At 67.3% G+C, this 19,311-nt stretch carries 21 protein-coding genes and 1 tRNA gene; 14 read left to right on the plus strand and 8 right to left on the minus strand.

The genetic code is table 11. From position 1 onward, the window contains the following. The first annotated feature begins 7 nt into the window (after positions 1–7). Positions 8–1,057 (plus strand): biotin/lipoate A/B protein ligase family protein, encoded by a 1,050-nt coding sequence (locus SZ60_RS03075; protein WP_043593574.1) that lies wholly within the window; start codon positions 8–10, stop codon positions 1,055–1,057. 70 nt (positions 1,058–1,127) lie between these two features. On the opposite strand, the gene SZ60_RS03080 is transcribed toward SZ60_RS03075, so the two are convergent. Further along, positions 1,128–1,412, minus strand: a complete 285-nt coding sequence (locus tag SZ60_RS03080; RefSeq protein ID WP_043593575.1) for a GNAT family N-acetyltransferase — start codon at positions 1,410–1,412, stop codon at positions 1,128–1,130. Positions 1,413–1,483: 71 nt separating this feature from the next. On the opposite strand from SZ60_RS03080, the gene SZ60_RS03085 reads away from it, so the two are divergent. After that, a complete protein-coding gene (locus SZ60_RS03085) occupies positions 1,484–2,344 on the plus strand; it encodes a site-specific DNA-methyltransferase (RefSeq protein WP_043593577.1) in 861 nt (286 codons plus the stop codon). Positions 2,345–2,458: 114 nt separating this feature from the next. Here the strand turns inward: SZ60_RS03085 and SZ60_RS17055 are convergent, their stop codons facing one another. From SZ60_RS17055 to SZ60_RS03095, 3 genes are all read right to left on the minus strand, one after another. Then, positions 2,459–2,632, minus strand: a complete 174-nt coding sequence (locus tag SZ60_RS17055) for a hypothetical protein (RefSeq protein WP_156155460.1) — start codon at positions 2,630–2,632, stop codon at positions 2,459–2,461. A 150-nt stretch (positions 2,633–2,782) separates the two neighbouring features. Continuing rightward, positions 2,783–3,385 carry a MarR family winged helix-turn-helix transcriptional regulator gene (locus SZ60_RS03090; protein WP_082059820.1) on the minus strand — a complete coding sequence of 201 codons (603 nt, stop codon included), beginning with the start codon at positions 3,383–3,385 and terminating at the stop codon, positions 2,783–2,785. Positions 3,386–3,783: 398 nt separating this feature from the next. Then, a complete protein-coding gene (locus SZ60_RS03095) occupies positions 3,784–5,613 on the minus strand; it encodes an MDR family MFS transporter (protein ID WP_231567035.1) in 1,830 nt (609 codons plus the stop codon). 149 nt (positions 5,614–5,762) lie between these two features. On the opposite strand from SZ60_RS03095, the gene SZ60_RS03100 reads away from it, so the two are divergent. After that, positions 5,763–6,572: a M15 family metallopeptidase gene (locus SZ60_RS03100; RefSeq protein WP_043593579.1), complete on the plus strand. Its 810-nt coding sequence runs from the start codon at positions 5,763–5,765 to the stop codon at positions 6,570–6,572. Positions 6,573–6,706: 134 nt separating this feature from the next. Here SZ60_RS03100 and pgm read toward each other — a convergent pair whose 3' ends face one another. Next, positions 6,707–8,326: a phosphoglucomutase (alpha-D-glucose-1,6-bisphosphate-dependent) gene (pgm, locus tag SZ60_RS03105; RefSeq protein ID WP_043593580.1), complete on the minus strand. Its 1,620-nt coding sequence runs from the start codon at positions 8,324–8,326 to the stop codon at positions 6,707–6,709. Positions 8,327–8,395: 69 nt separating this feature from the next. On the opposite strand from pgm, the gene pheA reads away from it, so the two are divergent. Continuing rightward, on the plus strand, positions 8,396–9,349 hold the full coding sequence (gene pheA / locus SZ60_RS03110) for a prephenate dehydratase (protein WP_043593582.1): 954 nt from the start codon (positions 8,396–8,398) through the stop codon (positions 9,347–9,349). Between the two features lie 34 nt (positions 9,350–9,383). Here pheA and SZ60_RS03115 read toward each other — a convergent pair whose 3' ends face one another. Beyond that, the gene (locus SZ60_RS03115) at positions 9,384–10,409 is read right to left on the minus strand and encodes a diacylglycerol kinase family protein (RefSeq protein ID WP_043593584.1); all 1,026 of its coding nucleotides are present in this window, start codon (positions 10,407–10,409) and stop codon (positions 9,384–9,386) included. A gap of 98 nt (positions 10,410–10,507) precedes the next feature. Between SZ60_RS03115 and serS the strand changes: the two genes are divergently transcribed. The 3 genes from serS (at position 10,508) to SZ60_RS03130 (ending at position 12,824) form a co-directional block, all read left to right on the plus strand. Continuing rightward, the gene (serS, locus tag SZ60_RS03120; protein ID WP_043593586.1) at positions 10,508–11,773 is read left to right on the plus strand and encodes a serine--tRNA ligase; all 1,266 of its coding nucleotides are present in this window, start codon (positions 10,508–10,510) and stop codon (positions 11,771–11,773) included. Continuing rightward, positions 11,770–12,624: an HAD family hydrolase gene (locus SZ60_RS03125; RefSeq protein ID WP_231567036.1), complete on the plus strand. Its 855-nt coding sequence runs from the start codon at positions 11,770–11,772 to the stop codon at positions 12,622–12,624. Before serS ends, SZ60_RS03125 begins: the two co-directional genes overlap by 4 nt. Before the next feature lie 115 nt (positions 12,625–12,739). Continuing rightward, positions 12,740–12,824 (plus strand) — tRNA-Ser (locus SZ60_RS03130). 43 nt (positions 12,825–12,867) lie between these two features. Here the strand turns inward: SZ60_RS03130 and SZ60_RS03135 are convergent. Then, positions 12,868–13,974, minus strand: a complete 1,107-nt coding sequence (locus SZ60_RS03135) for a site-specific integrase (RefSeq protein ID WP_043593587.1) — start codon at positions 13,972–13,974, stop codon at positions 12,868–12,870. A 2-nt stretch (positions 13,975–13,976) separates the two neighbouring features. Further along, entirely contained in the window at positions 13,977–14,531 is a 555-nt protein-coding gene (locus SZ60_RS16270) for a helix-turn-helix domain-containing protein (protein WP_156155461.1), read from the minus strand. A gap of 680 nt (positions 14,532–15,211) precedes the next feature. On the opposite strand from SZ60_RS16270, the gene SZ60_RS03145 reads away from it, so the two are divergent. The 7 genes from SZ60_RS03145 to SZ60_RS17065 all read left to right on the plus strand — a co-directional run bounded on the left by SZ60_RS03145 (position 15,212) and on the right by SZ60_RS17065 (position 19,240). Next, positions 15,212–15,595 carry a hypothetical protein gene (locus SZ60_RS03145; RefSeq protein ID WP_043593589.1) on the plus strand — a complete coding sequence of 128 codons (384 nt, stop codon included), beginning with the start codon at positions 15,212–15,214 and terminating at the stop codon, positions 15,593–15,595. 189 nt (positions 15,596–15,784) lie between these two features. Beyond that, on the plus strand, positions 15,785–16,213 hold the full coding sequence (locus SZ60_RS17060) for a hypothetical protein (protein WP_156155462.1): 429 nt from the start codon (positions 15,785–15,787) through the stop codon (positions 16,211–16,213). Continuing rightward, positions 16,210–17,472 (plus strand): AAA family ATPase, encoded by a 1,263-nt coding sequence (locus tag SZ60_RS16275; RefSeq protein WP_082059821.1) that lies wholly within the window; start codon positions 16,210–16,212, stop codon positions 17,470–17,472. The genes SZ60_RS17060 and SZ60_RS16275 overlap by 4 nt, the downstream gene beginning before the upstream one ends. An 11-nt stretch (positions 17,473–17,483) precedes the next feature. Next, positions 17,484–17,765, plus strand: a complete 282-nt coding sequence (locus SZ60_RS03160) for a hypothetical protein (RefSeq protein WP_156155463.1) — start codon at positions 17,484–17,486, stop codon at positions 17,763–17,765. A gap of 141 nt (positions 17,766–17,906) precedes the next feature. After that, positions 17,907–18,293: a helix-turn-helix domain-containing protein gene (locus SZ60_RS16750; RefSeq protein WP_082059822.1), complete on the plus strand. Its 387-nt coding sequence runs from the start codon at positions 17,907–17,909 to the stop codon at positions 18,291–18,293. Between the two features lie 11 nt (positions 18,294–18,304). After that, positions 18,305–18,901: a hypothetical protein gene (locus SZ60_RS03165; RefSeq protein WP_156155464.1), complete on the plus strand. Its 597-nt coding sequence runs from the start codon at positions 18,305–18,307 to the stop codon at positions 18,899–18,901. A gap of 3 nt (positions 18,902–18,904) precedes the next feature. Continuing rightward, positions 18,905–19,240, plus strand: a complete 336-nt coding sequence (locus SZ60_RS17065; RefSeq protein ID WP_156155465.1) for a hypothetical protein — start codon at positions 18,905–18,907, stop codon at positions 19,238–19,240. Positions 19,241–19,311: the final 71 nt, after the last annotated feature.

Below are 19,311 nucleotides of genomic sequence, written 5' to 3' on the forward strand. Positions count from 1 at the left end.
TGCGACCATGCACGGTGAGTACAAGGTCCCAGGCGGAAAGCTCGTGGTCGTCGACCTCGACGTCAGAGAGGGGCGCATCGCCGGGTTCCGTCTCGCCGGTGACTTCTTCCTCGAGCCCGACACGGCGCTCGACGCCGTCGACCGGGCGGTGAACGGCCTGCCGGTCGAGTCCGACGCGGCGACGATCGCGGCGACGATCAAGCAGGGGCTGCCGGATGACGCGGTGCTGCTCGGCTTCTCGCCCGAGGCGATCGCCGTGGCGATCCGCCGCAGCCTCTCGAAGGCGACCGACTGGCGCGACTACGACTGGCAGATCATCCACGACGCCCCGGTGTCGCCCAACGTGCACCTCGCCCTCGACCAGGTGCTCACCGAAGAGGTCGGAGCGGGCCGCCGCGGGCCCACCCTCCGTTTCTGGGAGTGGGACCAGCCCGCCGTGGTCATCGGCAGCTTCCAGTCGTTGAAGAACGAGGTCGACCTCGACGCCGCCTCGACCCACGGCTTCGAGGTGGTGCGCCGCATCAGCGGCGGCGGCGCGATGTTCATGGACGCCCAGTCGATCGTGACCTACTCGCTCTACGCCCCGGGCGAGCTCGTGCAGGGCATGAGCTTCGCCGACTCGTACGCGTACCTCGACGAATGGGTGATCACGGCGCTCAAGTCGCTCGGCATCGACGCCTTCTACCAGCCGCTCAACGACATCACGAGCGCCAAGGGCAAGATCGGCGGGGCCGCTCAGAAGCGCCTGGGCAACGGAGCCCTGCTGCACCACGCCACGATGTCGTACGACATGGACGGCGACAAGATGGTGCAGGTCCTGCGCATCGGCCGCGAGAAGATGAGCGACAAGGGCACGACCAGCGCCGCCAAGCGCGTCGACCCGCTGCGCAGCCAGACCGGACTGCCCCGCGCCGAGATCATCGAGCGCCTCAAGCAGACCTTCACCGGGCTCTACGGCGCGACCGAGGGCCACGTCACCGAGGCCGAACTCGAGAAGGCCGAGCAACTCGTCACCTCGAAGTTCGCGACGCCCGAGTGGCTGGCGCGCGTGCCCTGAGCACGCGAGGGGCGCCGTCGAGGCGACCCGCGCCTCCTGCCGGGGGTCCGCCTCGGCGGCCGGGCCGCGGTCAGCGGTCGAGCAGCTCGCGGTAGTCGACGTGATCGTCGACGAAGTCGACCACGAACGGGCAGAGCGGCACGACGCGCAGGTCGGTGTTCGCGCGCACGTCGTCGAGGGCACCCTGGACGAGCTGGGCGCCGAGGCCACCGGAACGGCGGCTGGGCTCGATCTCGGTGTGGGTGAAGCGAATCTCGTGGCCGACGACGTCGTAGGCCGCGAAGCCGATCGTCTCGCCGTCCTCGACGAGGGCGTACTGGTTCTGCGTGGGGCGGTTCTCTACCTCGGTGGTCATCCCGACACGCTACGCGCCCCCGGCCGGGAGTCGGGCACGTGTCGGTGCCCGGCAGGCAGCAGAATGGTCGGATGCCCCTCGACTGGACCACCGCCTCCCCGAGCCTCGTGGTCCAGGGCGACAACCTCGACGTCACGGTGCACCTGCCCGACGGTGCTTTCACGATCGTCTACCTCGACCCTCCCTTCAACACGGGGCGCCAGCAGCGGCGCCGGTCCACGACGTCGGTGCGCAGCGCCGAGGACTCGATCACCTCGGTGACGGGCTTCAAGGGCGTGCAGTACGAGCGCATCCGCGGCGATCTGATGGGGTACGACGACCGCTTCGAGGACTACTGGTCGTTCCTCGAGCCGCGCCTGGCCGAGGCCTGGCGGCTGCTCGCGCCCGACGGCACGCTCTACCTGCACCTCGACTACCGCGAGGCGCACTACGCGAAGGTGCTGCTCGACGCCCTGTTCGGGCGCGACTGCTTCTTGAACGAGATCATCTGGGCCTACGACTACGGCGCGAAGAGCCGCAACCGGTGGCCGACCAAGCACGACACGATCCTGGTCTACGTGAAAGACCCCAAGAGGTACCACTTCGACTCGACGAGCGTCGACCGCGAGCCGTACATGGCTCCCGGGCTCGTCACGCCCGAGAAGGTCGCCCGGGGCAAACTGCCGACCGACGTGTGGTGGCACACCATCGTGTCGCCGACGGGTCGTGAGAAGACCGGTTACCCGACGCAGAAGCCCGAGGGCGTGCTGCGCCGCATCGTGCAGGCCTCGAGCCGCGAGGGCGACTGGGTGCTCGACTTCTTCGCCGGCAGCGGCACCACCGGAGCGGTCGCGGATGCCCTCGGTCGTCGTTACCTGCTCGTCGACAGCAACGAGGAGGCGGTGGCCGTCATGCGCAGACGGCTCCCGTCGGCGCAGGTCGAGACGGTCTGACGGCGTGCAAGTCGGCGGCCGAGACGGCCGTCGTCACCGACCCGCGGACGAACGACACCAGTTGCTCGTGGGTGAGACCCTGCATCTGCTGGGCGGAGAAGCCCGACGGGCTCGTCATCGCATGACGCCGAGCGCGAGGAGCAGGGCGGCGACGAGACTGACGCTCGCGCCGGTGGCAGCCGTCGCGATGACGGCCAGCGTTCGTCGGCGGGCGGTGTCGCGCACCTCGGAGAAGGCGCTGCGGGTGGAGGTGGTGCGGTCGCTGCGAGCGACGTCGATCGTGGTCATGTTCGGCTCGTCTCCGGCACCCCTGCGATGCCTGGCGGAACGGTGGGACTTCGGACGGTCACGACACCGCCGTGAATCGGCGTCGTGCGGTCAGACTGTCACGTCGATGGTTAGTCGATCTAGTCAGTTCACCAGTTGTTCGCTCAACGGCTAGGACGAACGGTGGCCCGTGCCCGTGCCCGTGCCCGTGCCCGTGGCCTTGCCCGTGCCCGTGTCCGCGCGGTCGACCGGATCGCCGTCGACGTGGTGGTCGTCGATCTCGATCGCGGCCGTCATGCGCTGCAGGAAGCCCACGACCACGGCCGCCTGGTCGGCGTCGAGCGACTCGGCCGTCGAGATCATGCGGGCGTGCATCGCCGCCATGGTGTCGCGCACCTCGGTGTTCGACTCGCCCGTGGCGGTCAGCAGGACCCCGCGCTTGTCGGACGGGTGAGGGTGCCGCAGCATGTGCCCGCTCGCGACGAGACGGTTGATCAACACCGACGTCGAGGCCGAGGTGATCTTCAGCTGGGCGGCCAGTTCTTTCGCGCTGACGGGGTCGCCGAGCCGCTGGGCCCGGAGTAGGAACCGCAGGGCGGCGAGGTCGGTGTCGTTCATCTTCATCGACTTGCGGGTGCGGGCCCGCATCGCGACCTCGGCGGCGCGGTAGGCGCGAAGGGTGTTCAGCACCGTGACGCCGCGCTCTTCGGTGCTGCTGCTGTACCAATAGCCGGACGCGTCGAAGGGCGCGGCAGTGGCGTGCTGATCGGGCATGAGGTGGAGTCTAGCCCACGTTGCTAGACCGTCTAGAGAAAAGACGATGCTGATCAGGATTTTTCTCGTTGTCAACCCCTGTGCAGCGGCTCACGGCCGTCCTAGGCTCGACACGTCCGCCTCGCGTGGGCAGAGACGTCCCCCGAGTCGACCAGAGCTTCACGCAGGGGATCGACCCGGTGGGGCGTCCCGGGACGGAGAAAGGCCGCACACCCCGTGGGTGTGCGGCCTTCGGTCGTCTCGCCTCCCGCGTGAGCTTCACGGGCAGGGAACGCCGGACGCGGGACGAACCGTTCGGCACCGAAGTGCCGTCCAGGGAACGCTACCCGAGACCTGCCGTGTCGCGACACCAGCTCGGGCGCATCCGAGGCCGGGCGGTCTCCCCGAGGGGCGCGCGATCAGGGCCGTGGCGGGGTGTCGTCACGCCGCTGGCCCGCGGGCACGACGTCGATCGAGCCGGTGTCGGGTGCGACGAGCGAGCCGGTCTGAGCGGCGGCGGCCTGGGCCGAGAGCGCGGCGTCGGCGGCCACGGCGGCTCGCGCGTCGTCGGCCGCCTCGTCGATGGCCGACTTCTGACGCAGCGGCGTGGCCTTGAGGAAGAAGCTCAGCACGAAGGCCACCAGCACGACCGCCAGGGCGACCCAGAACACGGTCACGGCCGCGTTCGCGAAGCCGTCGAGGAACGGCGCGGCGAGGCGTCGGTCGGCCGTGTTGAGGAACGACGTGTTGCCGTCGAGTGCCCCGCTGACCTGCGACGTGTCACCGTTGCCGGCCGCCTGGTAGAGCTTCAGGATCGCCGCGTTCGCCGGGTCGCTCAGCACCGACTGGTCGGCGAGGGCGGCCTGGGCGCGGCCCTGCAGGCTCGAGTCGGCGAACGCGGCGGCGATCGTCTGAGGGATGCGGCTGAAGAGCACGGAGAACAGCACGGCCGTCCCGAGCGTCCCGCCGATCTGCCGGAAGAACGTCGACGCCGACGTGGCCACGCCGATGTCACGGGCCCCGACGGAGTTCTGCGAGGCGATGGTCAGGGTCTGCATCAGCTGCCCGAGACCGAGGCCGACGAGCAGCATGCCGACCATCATGAACCAGTACGGCTTGTCGAACGAGAGGTTCGTGAACCAGAAGAACCCGGCGGCCATGAACGCCGTGCCCGTGATCGGGAAGATCTTGTACCTGCCCGTGCGGGAGATGAGCTGGCCGGCGACGATCGACGAGATCATCAGGCCGGCGATCATCGGCAGCATCTGGAAGCCGCTCTCGGTCGGCGTCGCGCCGTTCACGAGCTGCAGGTACAGCGGCACCGTCAGCAGGGCGCCGAACATGCCGAAGCCGACGAGCACGCCCAGCACGGTCGCCATCGAGAAGGTCGGGTTGCGGAACAGCTTGAGCGGGATCAGCGCGTCGTCGCCCATCGACCGCTCGATCACGACGAACGCGACGATGCCGACCGCTCCGATCACGTAGCAGGCGAAGGCCCCGGGCGAGCTCCAGCCCCAGGTGCGGCCCTGCTCGGCCACCAGCAGCAGGGGCACGGCGGCCACGATGACGGCGGCGGCGCCGAACCAGTCGATGCGCACGTTCTCGCGTCGCTTCTGGCCCGGGATGTGCAGGAACCGGACGACGATGAACAGCGCCACGATGCCGATCGGCACGTTGATCAGGAACACCCAGCGCCAGCCGGTGACGAAGAGGATCTGGTCGGCTCCGGCGAACAGTCCGCCGACGAGCGGACCGATGACGCTCGAGATGCCGAACACGGCGAGGAAGTAGCCCTGGTACTTCGCGCGCTCACGCGGGGCCAGGATGTCGCCCATGATCGTCAGCGGCAGGGCCATGAGGCCACCGGCGCCCATGCCCTGGATCGCCCGGAAGATCGCGAGCTGGTACATGCTCTCGGAGAAGCCGGCCGCGACGGACCCGAGCAAGAAGATCGTGATCGCGATCAGGAAGAGCGGTCGCCTCCCGAAGATGTCGCTGAGCTTGCCGTAGATCGGCGTCGAGATGGTCGACACGATCAGGTAGGCGGTGGTCACCCAGGCCTGCAGGCTGAGCCCGTCGAGGTCGTCGGCGATCGTCCGCATCGAGGTGCCGACGATCGTCTGGTCGAGGGCCGAGAGGAACATGCCCGCCATGAGGCCGAAGATGACGTACAGGATCTGGCGGTGGGTCATCAGGCCCTGGCGCTCGGCGGGGGCCGTGGTCGTGGGGGCTGGGGCGGCGCTCGACATGGTGTCTCTTCTGTCTGGAAGTGGAAGGCGCGACGAGGAATTGCGCAGTACGCAAAGTTACTTCACGGGCAAGCATCCGACAACAAGAGGAATCGTCCCTCGTGGTGTCCGTCCGTGTCGATCCGGTGCTCGTGACTAGGCTCGACGCGATGTCACGCCGCCCCTCCCTGCCGCACACCGCGGCCACCGTCCTGGCCATCGTCCTCTCGACGGGCCTGCTGGTCGCGTGCTCGGGGGGCGCACCCGAGCCGAGCCCGAGCACGTCGGCCGCGACCGTCTCGCCGACGGTCACCCCCACCCCGACCCCGACCGAGGAGGCGCCTCCTACGTCCCCCACGACACCCGCGTTCGACAAGGCGGCCCGGTCGGTCGACGACCCCGCCAGCCTCTGGGTGGTCAGCGACAAGCTGCGCCCCCTCGACCCGGTCGACTACGTGCCCGCAGACCTCGTCACGCCCGACGTGACGCACCAGAACCCGCCGACGCTGCGCGCCGAGGCCGCCGCCGCGGTCGTCGCCATGTTCCAGGCGGGCGAGGCCGAGGGGGCCGGGGCGTTCCAGGTGCAGAGCGCGTACCGCTCGTACGACACCCAGGTGAGCGTCTACGCCGGCTGGGTCCAGCGCCTCGGGCAGGCACAGGCCGACGCTCAGAGCGCCCGCCCCGGCTTCAGCGAACACCAGACCGGGCTCGCCCTCGACATCAGCCCGGTGCCGCTCAGCTGTGCGCTGCAGGCCTGCTTCGGCGACACACCGCAGGGGCAGTGGCTGGCGGCCAACGCGTGGCGCTTCGGGTTCTTGCTGCGCTACCCGGCCGACAAGGTCGCCGTGACCGGTTTCACGTTCGAGCCGTGGCACTTCCGGTACGTGGGCGTTCCGCTCGCCACCGAGATGCACGACACGGGCGTCACCACGCTCGAGGAGTTCTTCGGCCTCCCCGCCGCCCCCGACTACGCCGGCTGAGCCGCAGCCTGCGTGCCGCCGCCCGCCCGCCGCGCGGCCCAGCGAACGCACGACGGGCGTGTTCGTCGGACAAGGGCGACCGAAGTCGCCCGTCCGTCACGAACACGCCCGTCGGGCGGTGCGGGAGGCGCGGGTCAGGCGCCCAGCGCGGCGTCGACGATGGTCTTGGCCTCGGCCTGGACGCGAGCGAGGTGCTCGGGGCCCTCGAACGACTCGGCGTAGATCTTGTAGACGTCCTCGGTGCCGCTCGGGCGTGCCGCGAACCAGGCCTTGTCGGTGACGACCTTGACGCCGCCGACGGCCGCGTCGTTGCCCGGAGCCTTGCTGAGCTTCGCCGTGATGCGGTCGCCGGCGAGTTCGGTCGCCTCGATGGCGTCGCCGTCGAGCTTGCCCAGACGGGTCTTCTGCTCTTTCGTCGCCGCCGCGTCGACCCGCTGGTAGACCGGGTCGCCGAACTTCTCGACGAGCTCGGCGTACAGCTGCGACGGGGTCTTGCCGGTGACGGCGATGATCTCGCTCGCCAGCAGGGCCAGCAGGATGCCGTCCTTGTCCGTCGTCCAGACGGTGCCGTCCTTGCGCAGGAAGGACGCGCCGGCGCTCTCTTCGCCACCGAACGCGACCGAGCCGTCCACCAGGCCGGGCACGAACCACTTGAAGCCGACCGGGACCTCCCACAGGCGGCGTCCGTGCGACTCGGCGACCTTGTCGATGATGCTCGACGACACGAGGGTCTTGCCGATCGCGGCGTCGTCGCGCCACTCGGGGCGGTGCGTGTAGAGGTAGTCGATGGCGACCGCGAGGTAGTGGTTCGGGTTCATCAGGCCGCCGTCGGGCGTGACGATGCCGTGGCGGTCGGCGTCGGCGTCGTTGCCCGTGAGCACGTCGAACTCGTCCTTACGGTGCACGACGCTCGCCATGGCCGAGGGGCTGGACGGGTCCATGCGGATCTTGCCGTCCCAGTCGAGCGTCATGAAGCGCCAGGTCGGGTCGACGCCGGGGTTCGTGACCGTGAGGTCGAGGCCGTAGACGTCGCGGATCGCGCCCCAGTACTCGACGCTCGCGCCACCGAGCGGGTCGGCACCGATCTTCACGCCGGCCTTCTTGATGGCGTCGATGTCGATGATGTTGACGAGGTCACCCACGTAGCCGCGCAGGAAGTCGTGGCGGCCGGGCGTGCCGACACCGCGCTTCACGTCGACGTTGCCGGCGGCGATGATCTCGTTGGCGCGGTTCGCGATCCAGTTCGTGGCGTCGCTGTCGGCCGGTCCGCCGTGCGGCGGGTTGTACTTGAAGCCGCCGTCGCGGGGCGGGTTGTGACTGGGGGTGACGACGATGCCGTCGGCCTTGTCGGTGTTGGCCGGGTCGTTGTTGTACACCAGGATCGCGTGGCTCAGCGCGGGCGTCGGCACGTAGCCGCCCTCGGCGTCGGCCAGCACCTTCACGTCGTTGCCGGTGAGCACCTCGACCGCGGTGCGCTCGGCCGGGCCGCTGAGGATGTGCGTGTCGCGGCCGATGAACAACGGGCCGGTGATGCCCTGGCCCGCGCGGTACTCGACGATCGCCTGCGTGATGGCGGCGATGTGGGTCTCGTTGAAGGCGGCGTCGAGCGAGGACCCGCGGTGGCCCGAGGTGCCGAAGACGACCTTCTGCTCGACCTCGCCGACGTCGGGGACGAGCTCGTAGTACGCGGCCGTGACCTCTTCGGGGTCGATCAGGTCGCTGGCTTCTGCGGGGGTTCCGGCACGGTCGGTCATGGGGACATCCTGGCACCCGGCGACGACCTTCGTCGCGGTGCCCGGGCGGCTCTCAGTAGGCTCCTCGTCATGCCGACCCGCGCCTCCTCGACGACCTACAGCTACCTCGGGCCCGCGGGCACGTTCACCGAGGCGGCGCTCAAGCAGGTGCCCGAGGCCGTCGGAGCCACCTGGAAGAGCGTCAACAACGTCGGCGAGGCCCTGGCCGACGTCGTCTCGGGCGTCAGCACGGCCGCGATGATCGCCATCGAGAACAGCGTCGAGGGCGGGGTCAGCGCGACCCAGGACGCCCTCGCCACGGTGCCGGGCCTCCGCATCGTCGGCGAGTACCTGGTGCGCGTCAACTTCGTGCTCGTCGCCCGTCCGGGCACCCGCATCGAGGAGGTGCGGGTCGTCAACGCGCACCCGGTCGCCTACGCGCAGACCCACCGCTGGCTCGAGCGCGCCCTGCCCGGCCACGGGCACCTGCCGGCGTCGTCGAACGTGGCCGCCGCCGCGTCGCTGCTCGAGGAGGGAGGGGTCGGGGGCTCCGCGGACGCCGCGGTCGCGCCTCCCGGCATCACCGACCACCACGACCTCGAGGTGCTCGCCCGCGACATCGGCGACAACGACCAGGCCGTCACGCGCTTCGTGCTGGTGAGCCGCACGGTTCCCGTGCCTCCCGCGACCGGCGCCGACAAGACCAGCCTGATCGTCGAGCTGCCGACCGACGGCTCGGGCGCGCTGGTCGACATGCTCGAGCAGTTCGCGACCCGCGGCATCAACCTCAGCCTGATCCAGTCCCGGCCGATCGGCGACGCCCTCGGGCGCTACCGGTTCGTGATCGACCTCGAGGGGCACGTGCTCGACGAACGCGTCGCGGACGCCCTGCTCGGGCTGAAGCGGTTCAGCCCGAGCGTGATGTTCCTCGGGTCGTACCCGCGCGCCGACGGTGCCCCGGCCGAGGTCTCGCCGCGGTACGACGACGAGGCCTTCGTCGAGGCTCGCGACTGGCTGCGCGGGTTGATCAGCGGCCTGCGCTGACGACCTGCCTCGCTCGGCCGGCCGCCCGTGCCGATCAGGCGTCGGCCGGCACGCGGACGGTCAGGCCGCCCGGGTCGACGACCGCGCGCAGGGCGACGACCTTGCCGACGGAGTCGCCGTCGATCTCGAAGTCCTGGGGGGAGTCGAGGCGGACCACGAGCTTCTTGCCCTTGTTGTAGCGCAGGGTGCGCACCTCGCGGCTGTTGGCGGCGAGGATGCGGCGGCCGACCTGGGTGCGGCGCATGACGCCGTTCTCCCACACGATCTTGACCCAGATCTGCACCCAGCCGAAGAAGCCCTCGGGGCGCAGGGCGACGATGTCGAAGATGCCGTCGTCGATCGCCGCGTCGGGCAGCAGCATGATGTTGGCGGGCAGCAGGCCGCAGTTGCCGACGATGATCGTGTGGGCGCGCATCGACTTGCGGCCCTGGTCGTCGAGCTCGTACCGGACGTCGATCTTGTTGTCGTCGCGGAGCGCGCGGGCGATGGCGTCGACGTAGGCGAGCCACCCGACGCGCTTCTTCAGCTCGTCGTTGGTGTTCGCGAGCATCTTCGCGTCGAGGCCGACGCCCGCCATGACGACGAACGCCTTGGTCTCGCGCGAGCCGTCCTCACGCTCGACGTCGACGACGCCGAGGTCGATGTCGCGGTCGCGACCGCTGAACGCCGTCGCGATCGAGTCGTCGAGGTTGTCGAGCGAGAGCTCGAGGTTGCGGGCCAACAGGTTGCCCGTGCCCGAGGGGAGCAGGGCGAGGGACGCGTCGGTGCCCTGCAGGGCCTCGGCCACGGCACGCACCGTGCCGTCGCCCCCCGCGGCGATCACCATGTCGGCGCCCTCGGCGAGTGCCTGCTTCGTCACCTCGCCGCCCGGGTCTTCCTTGCTGGTCTCGTAGAACGTCGTGGGGCCCCAGCCGTTCGAGAACTCGTGGCGCCCGACGGCCGTCTTGATGGCGTCGAGGTCGACCTTGATCGGGTTGTAGACGACCGCGGCGGTCTGGCGAGCCGTCTCGGGCTCGGATGCCGAGGCGTGCTCGGCGGGGGAGGGGGAGGTGGCGGTCATGGGGCGAGCGTATTGGACGCACCCCCGTGAGGTAACGGGAAGGCGAAGGCTCTGTGCAGAACGTCGGCCGCGCGGGTGCCGTTGCCTAGGATGGGCGGGTGATCGATCCCCAGTTGCTTCGTGAATCCCCCGACCTCGTCAAGCAGAGCCAGCGGGCCCGGGGCGATTCCGAGTCGCTGGTCGACGACGCGGTGGCGGCCGACCAGGCCCGCCGCGCGGCGATCGCCGCCTTCGAAGACCTGCGCGCCGAGCAGAACGCCTTCGGCAAGACCGTCGCCAAGGCGCCGAAAGACGAGAAGAAGGCCCTGGTCGCGCAGGCGCAGCAGCTCGCCGCCCGCGTGAAGGAGGCGCAGGCCGCTTCGAACGAGGCCGATGCGGTCTTCGACGCGGCCGCGCGCGGCATCGGCAACCTGATCATCGACGGCGTGCCCTCGGGCGGCGAAGAGAACTTCGTGACGCTCCGTGAGCACGGCACCCGCCCCTCCTTCGACTTCGAGGCCCTCGACCACGCCGACCTCGGCGAGAAGCTCGGCGCGATCGACATCAAGCGCGGCACCAAGGTCTCGGGCTCGCGCTTCTACTTCCTGCGCGGCATCGGTGCCCGCCTCGAGCTCGGCCTGATGAACATGGCCCTCGACCTCGCCCTGAAGAACGACTTCACGCCGCTGATCACCCCGACGCTGGTGCGACCCGAGGTCATGGCCGGCACCGGGTTCCTGGGGTCGCACGCCGACGAGGTCTACCACCTGCCCGCCGACGACCTCTACCTGACCGGCACGAGCGAGGTCGCGCTCGCCGGGTACCACTCCGACGAGATCCTCGACGTCGAGGCCGGCCCGATCCGCTACGCCGGCTGGTCGACCTGCTACCGCCGCGAGGCCGGGGCCGCCGGCAAGGACAACCGGGGCATCCTGCGCGTGCACCAGTTCAACAAGCTCGAGATGTTCAGCTACGTCCACCCCGACCAGGCCGAGGCCGAGCACGACGCGCTCGTGGGCTTCCAAGAGGCCATGCTGCAGGCGCTCGGCCTGACCTACCGCGTCATCGACGTCGCCGCCGGCGACCTCGGTTCGAGCGCCGCACGCAAGTTCGACATCGAGGCCTGGGTGCCGACGCAGGGCACCTACCGCGAGCTGAGCAGCACGTCGAACTGCACCACCTTCCAGGCACGCCGCCTCGACACCCGCTACCGCACCGAGAGCGGCAAGACGGCCCCCGTCGCGACGCTCAACGGCACCCTCGCGACCACGCGGTGGCTCGTCGCGATCCTCGAGACGCACCAGCAGGCCGACGGTTCGGTGGTCGTGCCCGAGGCGCTGCGCGGCTACCTCGGCGGCCTCGAGGTCATCGAGCCGGTCGCGTGAGCCAGGCCGCCGCCGCACCCCGGCCCGGCGACGAGCCCGTGGCCGCCGCCGACCGCTGGCTGGTCGCGCTCGACGTCGACGGCACGATCATGCCCGAGGACGGCACCATCTCCGAGGGCGTCCTCGGCGAGATCACGCGCCTCCACGACCAGGGTCACCAGGTCATGATCGCGACCGGACGCTCGGTGTCGATGACGCTGCCGGTCATGGAGCGTCTCGGTCTCGTCTCGGACTACGTCGTCTGCGCGAACGGTGCGATCACCCTGGGCCGTGACGAGTCGGCCCCGACGGGGTACCGCCGCGTGCACGTCGAGGAGTTCGACCCGACCCAGGTGCTGTCGACGATCCGCGAGGCCCTGGCCGACGCGGGGGCCGGGTACGCCGTCGAAGACCAAGAGGGGCTGCTCCGGTACTGCGGGTCGTTCCCCGCCGCGGCGGCGGCACTGAACGCCGAGAAGGTCGAGTTCGACGACCTCGTCGGCCGGCCGGCGACCCGCGTGGTCGTCGTCTCGCCCGACCACGACACCGAGGACTTCCTCACGGCCGTCGAGCGCATGGGCCTCCAGCACGTGAACTACAACGTCGGCTGGACGGCCTGGCTCGACATCGCCCCGGACGGCGTCACGAAGGCGACCGCCCTCGAGCGCGTGCGGCAGTGGCTCGACGTGCCGCGCTCGCAGGTGCTGGCCGCAGGCGACGGGCGTAACGACATCGACATGCTGCGCTGGGCCGCCGGCGAGGGGCGCGGGGTCGCCATGGGCCAGGCGCCCGACGACGTCGCGGCCGTGGCGAACGAGCAGACGTCGAGCGACCTGGACGACGGGCTCGCCGAGGTGCTCGCGACGCTCTGAGCCGGTAGACTCGGCCCCGGTTGCCGGGTGCGCGCATCCCGCCACGAGATGGACACGACGCGATCAAACGTGGCGTTTTGCTCACATCGTGGCGGCGTAGCTCATCAGGCCACCGGGAGGGCTGTCCGAGCGGCCGATGGAGCTTGTCTTGAAAACAAGTGGGCAGAGATGTCTCGTGGGTTCGAATCCCACGCCCTCCGCGCGCTAGATCCCCGAATGCCCCCGTTTTTCCGGGGGTCTAGCTCACTTGTCGGCTCGGCTTGCCCACAGTTTGCCCACAACCGTGTGCGCCAGTCTCTGATCCAAACGCTCGGCTACAGCGTCAAGGTCGTCGTCGAACAGGTCCGAGTACACGTCGAGGGTCATTGAGGCAGACGCGTGCCCGAGCATCCGTTGCACGGCTTTTACGTTCGCGCCTGCGCTGACGGCGAGGCTTGCAGCAGTGTGTCGGAGCGTGTGTGGAGTGATCGGCGGTAGGCCGGCTGAAGATACAGCAGCGGGGAACCAGCCGTGCCCGTTGTGCGACCGGCGCTCGTGAGTTCCGTGGCGGCTGCTGAAAACCAGATCGTCCTCAGTCTTCCCTTTGCACTGCTGGGCAAGCGGAAGGGCCAAGAGGGCCGGGAACGGGACGCTGCGGCGTTTGTGCGTCTTGGGAGTCCCGACCTCGATGCGGTCACCGACCTCGACGGCGTTGACCGTGACATTGATTCGACGTCGGACCATGTCGAGATCCTTGACGCGCAGGCCCACGGCCTCGCCCCAGCGGAGGCCGCAGTAGGCGAGAGTGAGGACGAGTGTGCCGCGATCACCTGCAGCCATAGCAAGGGCTGACACCTGATCGTGAGTCAGGTAGACGTGTTCCTTCTTCGTCTTGCGGGGGAGGTTGATGCCTCGGGCAGGGTTGCTCAGCAGCCGGCGGTCCTTCACCGCCACGTCGAGAATCGCTGCCAGGACGCCGTAAACGCGAAGCACGGTCGTAGCGCCGCGCTCTCGTGACAGGTCGCTGACCCAAGTCTGGACGTCGCTGTGGCGGATTTCGCTGACCTTGCGTGCGCCCCACCGCGGCTCGACATACAGCCGCCATGCGATCTCGAGGGGCCGCAGTGACGATGGTTTCAGATGCGACTGGTTCGACAGCCACGGCGGGCCAAGAGCGCCGATGGTCTCACGTGCGTCGGCAGGCTGAACGAACTCTCCGCGAGCCTTGGCGACCTCTACGGACGCCAGGAAGAGGTCCGCATCACGTTTTGTTCTGAAGCCACGCTTGTCGGTCTGTCGGTGTTCTGGGGTGCGGTAGCGGACGCGATAACGCTTGCCTGCGGCGGTTTCGTAGGGGGTGACGCTTCCCACGGCTACTCGTCGATCTTGAAGTTCTGCAAGTCGACCCCAAGGTCACGCAGCTCTTGTCGCGTCTTACTGAGCATTTCGCGCGCTTCCTCCACGTACGGCTGGTGGGCTTCGCCGTTGTCGTACTCGTGCTCGCGGAGGCGGACTGCGGCTTCCTCCCACGTGTACCGGTCGAGGGCTTTGATGAGCGAGTTGGCGTAGCCCCGTCCTGGGCCGAGTGTCTTTTCATGTAGAGCTGAGTTCGGCTGTCCAAGGAACCAGCTCATGAGGTAGCGCGACCGTACTGCCTCAGTACCTGCCGGTGTCTTTGCAAGAGCTACAAATCGCTCGGGCTCCTCGAGGGGTAGCGCGAGTGCTACGGGCGGAATGTCGAGCGCCCAGGCCAAAGTCAGCATCTGATCGACAGTGACGTCAGTTTTGCGTCCGCTTTCGATGTTGGCGATGACTCCGCGCGAGATCTCGCCGTTGATTCGGTCGCTCAACTCGCGGGCACTGAAGCCGGCCATCTTCCTGTACTTGGCTAGCCGTGCCCCGAAACCGTCACTTGCTCTGATGCTCACGCTTCCTACTCTAGTGGTCACTTGGGCGCAAGAATAGTTTTGACGACACACCTTCTGTCCACTGGACACAAGTTCCGTCTGCGCGTAGTCTGTGTACAACAGAGACAATCAGTGTCCTGCAGACGAACGGAGGCAAAGTGGCTTCTCAGCCCTCAAGCCAGACGCAGATGATCGATCGCTACCTGAGCGACGACGATGTCTGCCAGCTCATCCCTGGAATGACACCCAGCAGGCTCAAGAACTTGCGCTTCCTTGGCACTGGACCCGAGTACTTGGTACCTACGCCGAAGACCATCGTGTACTCGGAGCGACGAGTCCGCGAGTGGTTGGAATCGACAGCACGAACCGGGACGGCGGACGCTTCCTGACCAACGTGAATCTCAGTAGAGCTGACCATTCGCTCGACTACAACTCGCTGACTTACCGCGACCCAACTGGGGATGAGGCTGTTCGAAACCTCAGTCCAGGTGACGTCTCGATCACTTGGCCGGATGGGTTCACGATCTGGGTGCCCGCGTCTCAAGCACGGCTCCTCAGTCGGTTCTTGTCTGTGGCCTACTCATTCCGAATGTCTCGGAAGGCCCACATCTGGGCCACCCAGAAAAAGAACGACCCCGCCGCTCTTGCAGGAGCGGACGGGGCCAGGTCCACCACGCAACCATCACGAAGCAGGAGAACCAATGTCTGAGTCAATCATCGCACCCGCCACTGACAAAGCGACAGCCCCCACTTCGGTGGACGCGCTCACAATCATCGACAACGCCCCGTCCGAACCAGGCACTTACCTCACCGCCTGGAAGCAGAACGGCGACGACTGGCAGCTTTCGGTCGACTACTTCGAGCATGAAGGCAGATGGGCTGTCTACGGGGTTATGGGTCACGACACCAGCCCCCTCACCGTCTCCAAAATGGCGGAGATTCTCGAGGCCCACGAAGACGCGCAGGGTGTTGCCGACCACCTGAACAACACGCACGCCTTGACGCCGGTGCTGCGGGAAAACGGCGCGCGGAAAAAGCGCGTTACAAGCCTTCTCGCAGCGATGACCGTCGCGGGGGTGCAGTGAGATGGCGACCGTGACAACAGGCATGAACGGCGACCAAAAGTCCGTCGTGCTCATCACGAACCACAGCCGGTATGAGATCACAGAGCATCTGACGCCCTCCGAATCAAAGAAGCTGGCGGTGCAACTCTTGTCGGCTGCGGGGCGCGCAGAACGGTCCGCAGCGGCATCGGAGTGGCCCTAGGTAGCCGCATGGATAGTGACAAGGCGGGAGCCGCGCGTGAAGCGTCGGCTCCCGCTTTTACGTATCCAGACCGCATCGCTCTGAGCCGAGGGGCGGAACGCTACCTCGAGCAGTTGGGCGTGGATTTGCTCACCGGAGAGGTCGAGGCGTACCAACTTCCGCCCTCGCTTCTGCAGTTCTTCACCTTCGCCTATGAGCAGGGCAAGGCCTCCCGCCAGAACGAGGTCGACAACCTCAACCGTGAGGCTGACCGGCTCTACGCCGAGATGTGCCGACGCACCCCACCCCCTCAGCGCGATCCGCGGAGCTTTGCCGACCTGAGCCGCATACGTGGCGACCACGAGCGAGCTGAACGACACGAACAACGCATGTCATCTATTTCCGAGTCTTTGGGTTTCTCCCGGCCCGAACCGAACACCAAGGACCACACCGCATGACCCGAAATGGCACTGAGCCGGCCAAGCCGCCGACGAGAACGCTTGCCCTGACTCCCTTATCTCTCGTGCGCCCGCAACGGCAGACGTTTCTCTGGAATGGACGCATCCCGATGGGCACCGCGACGATCTTCGCTGGCAGAGGCGGTGAGGGAAAAAGCACGTTCTCACTCTGGCTCGCGAGCGCCGTCACGAGGGGGCTGCTGCAAGGAGAGTTCGAAGGCAGCCCTCAGAACGTCCTCCTGGTGGGCCACGAAGACGACCTAGGAACCGTCGTGCGCCCCCGTCTCGACGCCGCAGATGCCGTCATGGAGCGCATCAACGCCATGACCATCAAGACGCACGTCGAAGGGATGGAGCTAAGCGAAGTGCCGTCGATTGCGGACGATCTCCCTCGGATTCGTCAAGCGATCGAGGAGACGAACGCAAAACTCATCATCGTCGACCCACTGACTTCGATGATGGACGGGGCGAACCTCGACAAGACATCCGAGGTGCGGAAAGCGCTCAACCCCTTCACAACCCTTGCCGGGGAGATGAACGTCGCCATCGTCGCGCTCATGCACTTTCGCAAGGGACAGGGCGACACCCGCGACCTACTTAGCGGCAGCCACGCCTTCCGAGACACCGCCCGCAGCGTCATTCTTTTCGCCACGGATGAAGAGACCGGCGAGCGAGTTGGCACGGTGGACAAGTCGAACTACAGCGAGAGCCGGGGCGACTCGTTTGCTTTCCAGTTGGTCTCGGCTCAAGTCCCCGTAGACGACGGGACTCAGGCTCAGGTAGCTCGCGTGGACTATCTAGGTGACTCCACCATTTCGGTGTCGGACATCGTAAACAAGCCTGACGACGTCGATCTTGGCGAGGCAATTGGCGCGGTCGTGGAGTGCGTGAGCCGCCACAGCGAGGGCATCAAGCCTGCAGCCGTCGCCGACGAAACGAACCTGCCAGCCAACGCAGTCCGCACCTACCTGACGCGAGCTGCTAAGCGCGGACTCATCGACAAGGCGGGGCACGGGACGTATCTGCCGAAAGCAACAGCCCCGTCAGTGCGTACATCTGTTGCACCTGTTGCTTCTGTTGCTCTTAACCCCCTAAAAGCAACAAAGGCAACAGAAGCAACTGCGCAACAGGCTGACTCCCCTGTTGCTTTGTGTCGTTCCTGCGGACTTCGCCTCAATCCGGCCGTCGCTCACCACGGCATCCATCCAACGTGCGAAGACACCGCCAATCTGACTCAACACGCAGCTAGGACGGCCTGATCATGCGACCGATGCAACCGCTCAATCCCATCGAAAACATTGCTTCTCGCGCGGCCATGCGCCTGGTCCTGCGGAGAGACAAGCCATCTAGGGACGCCGAGATAGAGAAAGCTCTCGGCGAACTAAACGTCATCGACGCGCAGACGGTCCTCGAGGGAATCGTCCGAACGCTCCTCATCACGTTGGACGACCTCGCCATCCGAGGTGGGTTCGAGGAAGACCTGCAATCCAACGCCCGCGCCTTGCTGGCCGCGCTACCTGACATCGAATCCGAAGGAGGCAATCGTGCCTAGACGCAACCGGCTTGCGCGCCCCTACCAGCCCCGTCACACCTACACGCGTCTTCTGGCTGATGAGCTGCACAGCCTGTGGCGAGAACGACGATCTGCCATGTCGAGCCAAAACAACCCATTCGTCCCGCAGCAGGAGGCGTCATGACAGCACGCCATCTCACGCAGCCCGTACTCGTTCTCGAGGGCCGAGACGCGGCCATTCTCTGGCAGATAGGCCAACTCGAACCGGCCCGCGTGAAAGCTCGTGGACGCGACGAGGAGGGATACGCCGTTCTCCTCGCCGTCTACCAAGCAGCCCTCACCTGGCGAAATTCCGTCGACGGAAAAGCTGCAAGCCAGTCGGAGGAAAAACGGGAACGTAGTAACTGGGTCACCCCAACAGATCTTGCAAAGCAGCTCGGAGTGACACCAAGAACCATCCGAAACGACATCGCTGGCGGAATACTCCCGGCGACCAAGAGAGACCGGCAATGGGTCATTGACCTGCCGGACGCCTTCACCTACATCGCCGCGCGCCGGCCCAACTGAAAGCGACACCCATGCCTTCACCAATTAGCTCCACCAGCTACAAGAACGCCAACCTCAACAGCCGCGAGTTCCAGGCCCGCATCGAACAGATCCGTGGCGACGGAATGCTGTCTGATCAGGGCAAGCTCGGGGAGATCAAAGCGGAGTACGACCGAGCGCTGGCCACGAAAGAAAAGATCGACGCCGACCGGGTCAAGCAGCTCGAAGCCCGCCGCAGCAGCATTGAGCAGAACCGATTGTGGCTGCGCCCTAGCGAGGCAGCCAACTCGTCCACCGTCATCGCATTCCGTGACTCCCAGCAGCGCGCAGACACGCTTAAGGATGAGGCAGAGGCACTGCGCTCCCTCGAACGTTCCGAGCGGTCTGGTGACAACCTCCACGCCCGCGCCATTCTTGCTGCCGCGTTTGAGCCGGACCGCATGTGGATCAACGTCGTCGACGCCTACGTGGCCAAGCACCCCGAGACAGAGGCCGACCTGCACGAGTTGTGGGCAATGGTCAAGGAAGACGGAAGCGGGAACGGGCCGCTTGACACCGATACCTTCGCCCAGCTCCTGGCCACGCCCACAGACGTTCGGCTGCCCCGCGAGCTTGGTGGACGGTTCTAAGACATGGCCGACGGCATCGGGCTCAACAGCCCCGAGATCGAACGCATCGCAGCCGGCAGTTCGTCCGGTGCATCGGACCTCACCAGAGCAATTGCGCAACGTGTCGAGATAGCAGGACGGGCAGGGTTGCCCCCCGAAGCCGTCCGCTTCCTGACCGGAGACGATGAGGCATCTCTTGCCGAATCCGCGGATTCACTCGCCGGATGGCTGGCGACCTCATCTGCTGCGAAGCCGCGCATGGTCATTCGCGGGGAAGGTAGCCACCCCGCTACACACCGCAGCGGGTCCGACCTCGAGGACGGACTGCGTAAAGCCCTCAATTTGCCCTCCGCCTGGTAGCCCCCTCCACCTCTTCACCGGGCGCCCGCCCACACCAGTCACACATCCATCGCTGATCTCCCGCAGCAGAC

Source organism: Frigoribacterium sp. MEB024 (assembly GCF_000878135.1).
Lineage (GTDB): Bacteria > Actinomycetota > Actinomycetes > Actinomycetales > Microbacteriaceae > Frigoribacterium.

Bases quoted from the DNA above. Each gene is read 5' to 3' on its own strand.
- pgm (WP_043593580.1), bottom strand. From the start codon at position 8,326: ATGACCGACCGTGCCGGAACCCCCGCAGAAGCCAGCGACCTGATCGAC.
- SZ60_RS03075 (WP_043593574.1), top strand. From the start codon at position 8: ATGCACGGTGAGTACAAGGTCCCAGGCGGAAAGCTCGTGGTCGTCGAC.
- pheA (WP_043593582.1), top strand. From the start codon at position 8,396: ATGCCGACCCGCGCCTCCTCGACGACCTACAGCTACCTCGGGCCCGCG.
- SZ60_RS16750 (WP_082059822.1), top strand. From the start codon at position 17,907: ATGACAGCACGCCATCTCACGCAGCCCGTACTCGTTCTCGAGGGCCGA.
- SZ60_RS03080 (WP_043593575.1), bottom strand. From the start codon at position 1,412: ATGACCACCGAGGTAGAGAACCGCCCCACGCAGAACCAGTACGCCCTC.
- SZ60_RS03085 (WP_043593577.1), top strand. From the start codon at position 1,484: ATGCCCCTCGACTGGACCACCGCCTCCCCGAGCCTCGTGGTCCAGGGC.
- SZ60_RS03145 (WP_043593589.1), top strand. From the start codon at position 15,212: ATGTCTGAGTCAATCATCGCACCCGCCACTGACAAAGCGACAGCCCCC.
- SZ60_RS17065 (WP_156155465.1), top strand. From the start codon at position 18,905: ATGGCCGACGGCATCGGGCTCAACAGCCCCGAGATCGAACGCATCGCA.
- SZ60_RS03095 (WP_231567035.1), bottom strand. From the start codon at position 5,613: ATGTCGAGCGCCGCCCCAGCCCCCACGACCACGGCCCCCGCCGAGCGC.
- SZ60_RS03100 (WP_043593579.1), top strand. From the start codon at position 5,763: ATGTCACGCCGCCCCTCCCTGCCGCACACCGCGGCCACCGTCCTGGCC.
- SZ60_RS03090 (WP_082059820.1), bottom strand. From the start codon at position 3,385: ATGCCCGATCAGCACGCCACTGCCGCGCCCTTCGACGCGTCCGGCTAT.
- SZ60_RS17060 (WP_156155462.1), top strand. From the start codon at position 15,785: ATGGATAGTGACAAGGCGGGAGCCGCGCGTGAAGCGTCGGCTCCCGCT.
- SZ60_RS03160 (WP_156155463.1), top strand. From the start codon at position 17,484: ATGCAACCGCTCAATCCCATCGAAAACATTGCTTCTCGCGCGGCCATG.
- SZ60_RS17055 (WP_156155460.1), bottom strand. From the start codon at position 2,632: ATGACCACGATCGACGTCGCTCGCAGCGACCGCACCACCTCCACCCGC.
- SZ60_RS03115 (WP_043593584.1), bottom strand. From the start codon at position 10,409: ATGACCGCCACCTCCCCCTCCCCCGCCGAGCACGCCTCGGCATCCGAG.
- SZ60_RS03165 (WP_156155464.1), top strand. From the start codon at position 18,305: ATGCCTTCACCAATTAGCTCCACCAGCTACAAGAACGCCAACCTCAAC.
- SZ60_RS16275 (WP_082059821.1), top strand. From the start codon at position 16,210: ATGACCCGAAATGGCACTGAGCCGGCCAAGCCGCCGACGAGAACGCTT.